The 6065-nt window shown below is 67.6% G+C and carries 4 protein-coding genes; 2 read left to right on the top strand and 2 right to left on the bottom strand.

Going from position 1 to position 6065, the window contains the following annotated elements; translation table 11 throughout:
• Window positions 1-496 (bottom strand): alpha/beta fold hydrolase (locus G6038_RS30125; protein ID WP_165042521.1); only part of this gene is annotated, 496 nt, incomplete at its 3' end.
• A 744-nt stretch (window positions 497-1240) separates the two neighbouring features.
• Entirely contained in the window at window positions 1241-4504 is a 3264-nt protein-coding gene (locus G6038_RS30120) for a protein kinase (protein WP_165042519.1), read from the bottom strand.
• Between the two features lie 915 nt (window positions 4505-5419).
• Between G6038_RS30120 and G6038_RS30115 the strand changes: the two genes are divergently transcribed.
• Window positions 5420-5653, top strand: coding sequence for a hypothetical protein (locus tag G6038_RS30115; RefSeq protein WP_165042517.1), 234 nt, complete (start codon window positions 5420-5422; stop codon window positions 5651-5653).
• Entirely contained in the window at window positions 5650-6033 is a 384-nt protein-coding gene (locus tag G6038_RS30110) for a hypothetical protein (RefSeq protein ID WP_165042515.1), read from the top strand. Before G6038_RS30115 ends, G6038_RS30110 begins: the two co-directional genes overlap by 4 nt.
• Window positions 6034-6065 lie beyond the last annotated feature (32 nt).

The raw sequence follows: 6065 nt of genomic DNA, 5'->3' as shown, positions 1-6065 counted from the left end.
GCGTCAGCGCGTCCCCCAGCGCCGCAGCGCCCCGCTCCCACAGGGGTCCGTCACCGAGCGGGGGCACCGCACCCCCGACGTCCGGCCACCCCCCTGCGCCCACGGAGTTCACAAGCACCAATCGCGCCACCCGATCCGGAAGATCATGGGCGGCCCGGATCGCCAGCGCCCCGCCGAACGAATGCCCGACCAGGGTCACCGGACCGAGCCCGGCAGCGCCGAGAAACCGACCGAGCCAGGCCGCGCCGTCCGCCACGGTCCGCTCATCGAGTGGACTATCCGGCACTCCCGAGAACCCCGGTATCGCCGGCGCATAGACCCGACAGCTCCGGGCCAGCCGGGCCAAGGCGTGACGGTAGATCCAGGGCGTCAAACCCCACCCGGGAACGAAGACCACCGGGGATCCCCGTCCGAGAACGCCGCACACCTCCGCCCGGGCGTCGACGCGAACAGTGGACCAGTGTATCGCGGTGTGGTGACCGTCGGCTCGGGTCATCGGAGATCGGTGTCGGTAGGGCATCGGATGGACCTTCGATCGAACTGGTGAGACATGTCACACCATGTCCCGCCTATCGCGACCAGGCAACGGCCGTAATACCTAGCGACATACCTAATTTCTTCAGAGGAAGGAAACTGGTCGGTACGAAACGAAGGCCGACGGCCGCACTCCGGCATACCTTTTCGCACCGACCGATCGTCCCTCGGGGGCGGAGTCATCGGACTCCATGTCCGCCAAGTACCGATTGCCGCGGCATGACCAACACCGAAAGCGATTATTTCACAGCACTATTCTGTGTCGATGGCATCCATTCACGACCGTGAGGTGTAAAACTCACCGTCGAATGCTGCAGAATTCACCGCTCACACATCCCTTCCGCGGCACAGTCCGGTGCATACCGATCGGTCCTCACAAGAGCCAGGAAGCGGGGTGTCTTGGACTGTCGGGTACTACCGATCCACCCGCGCAACGCCCCTGCGAGTTCCGCGACTTCCTCGAGACTGTGCGAGCACTCCGGCCCGGGAAGAAGTTGTATGTGGTGATCGACGACTTCAGTTCGCGGTCCCGCGCTCCTTCGCGCTGGACGGACCTGTTCACCGCGGCCATGCCGGACCACACGCCGCCATCGCTCCCACACGCGCTGGCGAAACCCCGCGCCGACCTGAAGACGAATTGTCCCCGCCTCAACGATCCCGGACCACGTAGCCGCATCACTCAGTCAAGGTTTGCCCGACATGCCACTTAGTCGTGCGTCTGCTCGGTGACCCAAGCCGCGACCTGGGCCCGGGAAGTGAAGCCGAGTTTGGCCAGGATGTGCTCCACATGGCCTTGTGCCGTGCGAGGGGAGATCACCAAGCGCCGGGCGATGGCCTGATTCGTCAGACCTTCGCCGATCAGGTCGGCGACCTGACGTTCCCTCTTGGTCAGTCGCGCCGACGCCTCGGTGCCGGGCGGGGAATCGGCTGGCGGATGCTCGCGCAGGGCGTAGGCGATGGCCGCGTCGAAGCCGAATTGCTCACCTTGGCGGTAGGCCGCCCCGAAGACGTTGTCCCCGAGCGTCTGCCGGGTTTTCTGGGCACATTCTTCGTGGTAGACAACCAGATGGGAGTGAATGATCGGGGAACTGCCGATCGCCTGCGCCAACCCGTGCGCGGCTCCCATCAGAACCGCGGCCCGACGTGCATCGCGTTGGTCGACGCTGATCCAGGCCAGCGCCTCGAGGGAGGCTGCAACGACGTGGGGACTGCGCACCTGCCGGGACAGCTCCAGTGATTCTTCGAGAAGCTGCGCCGAACGACCTGCATTACCCTGCTGCCACAGGATAGTTCCCAAGGCCCACAGCGCATACGATCGATGCACCGTCTCGCCGTGCGATTTCGTGATCGCGAGGACCCGCTCATGGCATTCGAGTGCCTGCTCTGTCAGGCCGGACAGTTCATAGGCCGTCCCGAGTGCGGTCAGCGCAGTCACCTCGAGCGTCCGATCGCCGCGTTCCCTGAACACTGCGAGTGCGGATTCGAGGCGGGAGCGGGCATGTTCGAAATCACCGCTGAGGAGTCCGAGCCTTCCGTCGGCGAAGGAAACGTACGCGCGCGCCAGGGGGTCGGTGGTCTGCGCGGTGAGCGTGCGCGCGTGCTCGACGAGTGCCATCCCGGCATGGATGTCGCCCTGGACGTTGGCCATCACGGTGGCGCAGTAGAGCGCTTTGGTCTGTTCGAGGGTAGGTGGGCCGTCCTGGCGGGCGAGCAGTTGGTCGTACCAGCGCCGTCCCTCGTGGTAGAGGCTCTGAGAGATCCAGAACGAGAACAGTGCGGCGGCGGTGCGCAGTCCGGCGGCGGAATCGTCGGCGATGCTGAATTCGAGGGCTTCGCGCAGGTTCGGTTGTTCCCGCTTCAGGCGGGCGATCCAGTCGAGCTGGCGGGCGCTGATCCACTCGGCCTCCGCGGCGCGCGCCACCGCCTCGTACCAGTCTCGGTGCCGGCGACGCACGACCAGGTCCTCGCCGGTCTGCCCGAGCTTCTCGTAGCCGTAGTCGCGCAGCGTCTCGAGCATCCGGAACCGCACCACCGACCCGGCCTCCTCCCGGATCAGGATCGACTTGTCCACCAGGGAGGTCAGCGTGTCCAGCACCTCGCCGGGGGCCAGACCCACACCACACACCTGCTCCGCGGCGTCGAGGTCGAAGCTGCCCGCGAACACCGCCACCCGACCCCACACCCGTTGCTCGACGGCGGTGCACAACTCGAAACTCCAGTCGATACACCACCGCAGCGTCTGCTGCCGCGTCGGCGCGCCCCGGCTGCCGCGGGTGAGCAGGGTGTAGCGGTCGGTGAGTCGGTCGAGGATCTGCTCGGGCGAGAGCGCCCGCAGCCGGGCCGCGGCCAACTCGATCGGCAGCGGCAACCCGTCGAGCCGGTGGCAGATCCGTGCCACCGTCGCCGCGTTGTCCTCGGTGAGCACGAAACCGGGAACGGCGGCCGCGGCGCGGTCGGCGAACATTTTCACCGCATCGTATCGGGGCAGCTCCCGCATCGAGGGCGGCTGCTGTGGATCCGGGACCGTGAGCGGGGGGACGGCGAGCACGGCCTCCCCGCCGACGGCCAGGGGTTCGCGGCTGGTGGCCAGGATCCGCACCCGTGGACAGCTTCGCAGCAGCAGATCGGCCAGGTCGGCGACCGCGTCGATCACGTGCTCGCAGTTGTCGAGCACCACCAGCACCTGCCGCACGGCGAGGAACTCGAGCAGCACTTCCTGCACCGGCCTGCCCGACTGGTCCCGCAGCCCCACCGCCGCAGCCACCGCCTCGAGCAGCGCCGCGCGGTCGTGCAGCTCCCCGAGCTCGACCAGCCGCACCCCGTCGGCGTAGTCGCGCTGCACCGCCGCCGCCACCCGCATCGCCAGGCGGGTCTTGCCGACCCCGCCGATCCCGGTCAACGTCACCAGCCGGGAGCCGGCCAGCAGGTTCTTCACCTCGGTGAGCTCGTGGCGGCGGCCGACGAAACTGGTCAGCTCCAGAGGAAGACTGCCCGTCGTGCCCGGCACGGAGGGAGTCGGCGACCGTCGGCTGTGCGAGACCGGTTGCTCGCCGCGGCCTTGGGCGTCGGGTTCCGCGCGCAGGGCCATCTCGTCGACCGGAAGGTCGTGGGTGCGTTGCAGGGCGCGCAGTTCCTCGCCGAAGGCGGCGGCGGTGGCCGGACGCCGACCGGGCTGGCGGGCCATCGCCCGGGCGATGGTGTCGGACACGTCGTCGGGGATGCCGTGCTCGCGCAGGTCCGGCACCGGTTGTGTGGTGATCCGCAGGAACTGCGCGACCACCTGCTCCCCGCTGCGGCGTTCGAACGCCGCGTGACCGGTCAGCGAACTGAACACGGTGGCACCCAGACCGTAGATGTCGGCCGCCGCACTCGGCGGATCCCCACCCAACACCTCCGGCGCGGTATAGGCCGGCGACCCCGTCACGGCACCGGTGGCGGTCTCGAACCCCCCGGCGATGTGCGCGATACCGAAGTCGGTCAGTTGCGGTTCCCCGTACTCGGTGAGCAGGATGTTCGCCGGTTTGACGTCGCGGTGCAGGATGCCGAGCCGGTGCGCGGTCTCGAGCGCCCCGGCCATCTTCACCCCGAGCCGCAGGGCCTGCTCCAGCGGCAGCGGCCCGTGCCGGTGGATCCGCGCGTCGAGAGAATCCTGCGGGTGGTACGGCATCACGAGGTAGGGCCGGCCGCTGGCGGTGGTGCCGACCTGCAGGACGGGGACGATGTTCGGGTGCCCGGTCAGCCGCCCCATCGCCCGCTGCTCCCGGAGGAACCGTGCCCGGTTCTCCTCGTCGAGGTCGACGGTGAGCACCTTCACCGCCACCGTGCGATCCAGGTCCGCCTGGGCGCAACGGTAGACCACCCCGAACCCGCCGCGGCCGATCTCCCGGACCTCCTCGAACCCGGCACCGGCCAGCTCCGCGGCCGGGGCGGGGGGGTACCTCTGCGTATCGGGCGGATCACCTGCACCCATCGGATGGCCTATTCACTCCGTCGGCTCGTCACTCCCGTGCGCTGGTCCCGACGGCCCGACCAGCGCACGTTCCTCCATAACCCCATCTCCTGAGGCGTGCCCTCAGGATATCGCCGTATGCAGTCGACGGGGCCGTCGACCGCCCCGGATCTCCAGACAAGGCTGAGGCCGGTGCGGACACCCGATGCAGCGTGCCTTACATCAGCTATTCCGTCCCGAAGAGAGGCAGTTCGTCTCTGTGGAGTCAATGCTGCATCGTGAAGGCGACCGGAGTATGGTCCCACCGGTCCGACTACCAGGACCTCCCGTTTTCGAGTACACCGTTCAGTCCCCAGGACAGCAACCTCGGGCGCTGCACGACCGGACGTAGCGGGTTGACCTCGGTGCGATAGGTGACAACAGCCAAGCACCCGTCACCGAAAAATGTCCCAGCCGTCCACAGAAGACATGACTCAGGGCGCCAACCGATTTGCCACGGTAAACCAGCGAACAGTGGTTAACAACGGGCGCATCTCGGGTCCGGCCCATATCACCGCGCCGCGTTCGACGCCGCCGCCGCGGTGGCAATCGACTACGTCGCCGTGAACGTACTGCCGATGGCGACGACCTGACCATCCTCGGTGACCGTCAGCTCGGACCCGCACCCCCGACCGGGTCGTCCCCGACCCAACCGGCCGGGTCGTCGCAGCACGGCCGACGACCGGCTCGCCCCCCGGAACCTGTACGACACCGCCCTCACGCGGACTCGCGCAGCCCAGGGGCACCGAACGTCGACGTGCCCCGATCGGGGTGGTTCTGTCGCCATGTCGACCGATACGGCACCGATACGGCAGTGATACGGCTGGGGTGTAGCGGAAATACGCATTTCTGATAGAATGTGCAGGTCAGCACACCCGCCACGGGAAAGGACCCACCATGGCCCGCGCAACCAAGAACGAGACCTCCGACGTCTCGAAGGTCACGGCCAACCTGCCCAACGAAGACATCCTCCGACTCGACAGTATCGCCAAAAAGCACGCCACCACCAAGACCGCCGCACTCGTCCGTGCCATCCGCACCACCAAGTTCCTCGAGGACGCCGAAGCGGAAGGCGGCTCCGTGTTCATCAAGGACAAGGACGGCACGTTGAGAGAGGTCGTATTCAAGTGACCGACCCCGGGGGGAATGAGGACGTCGAGCACCCAGCCGAGCCGCCGGCCGTTACCGCCGCAGGCCACCGCGGGGCCGAGATGGAAGTACGTCTCGGCCCCGACGTGGAAGCCGATGTCACCAGCGACAACCTCGCGGTCACCCAATCCGAACTCACCGTCTCGATCGGCCACCAGCAGGAGAAGACCCGGAAACTGCTGGCCTTCGGAATGGCAGCTGCGACCGTCCTCGTTGGGGTCGCCTACTTCCTCGTTCCCCTCTGGGCCGGCACGCAGAAGTGGGAACGCGCCGAACCGGCCTTCCAGGTCGTCTTCACCGCCCTGGTGGGTTTCACCGGTTCGGCCATCACCTTCTACTTCACCACTCGCGACCAGCCGTAACCGGGCATCACCCGCACCCCCCGCGCATGCTC

Origin of the sequence: Rhodococcus sp. 14C212, from assembly GCF_011058195.1 — a bacterium.
Taxonomy (GTDB): domain Bacteria; phylum Actinomycetota; class Actinomycetes; order Mycobacteriales; family Mycobacteriaceae; genus Rhodococcus; species Rhodococcus aetherivorans.
This window is presented reverse-complemented; position numbering and strand designations above follow the sequence as displayed.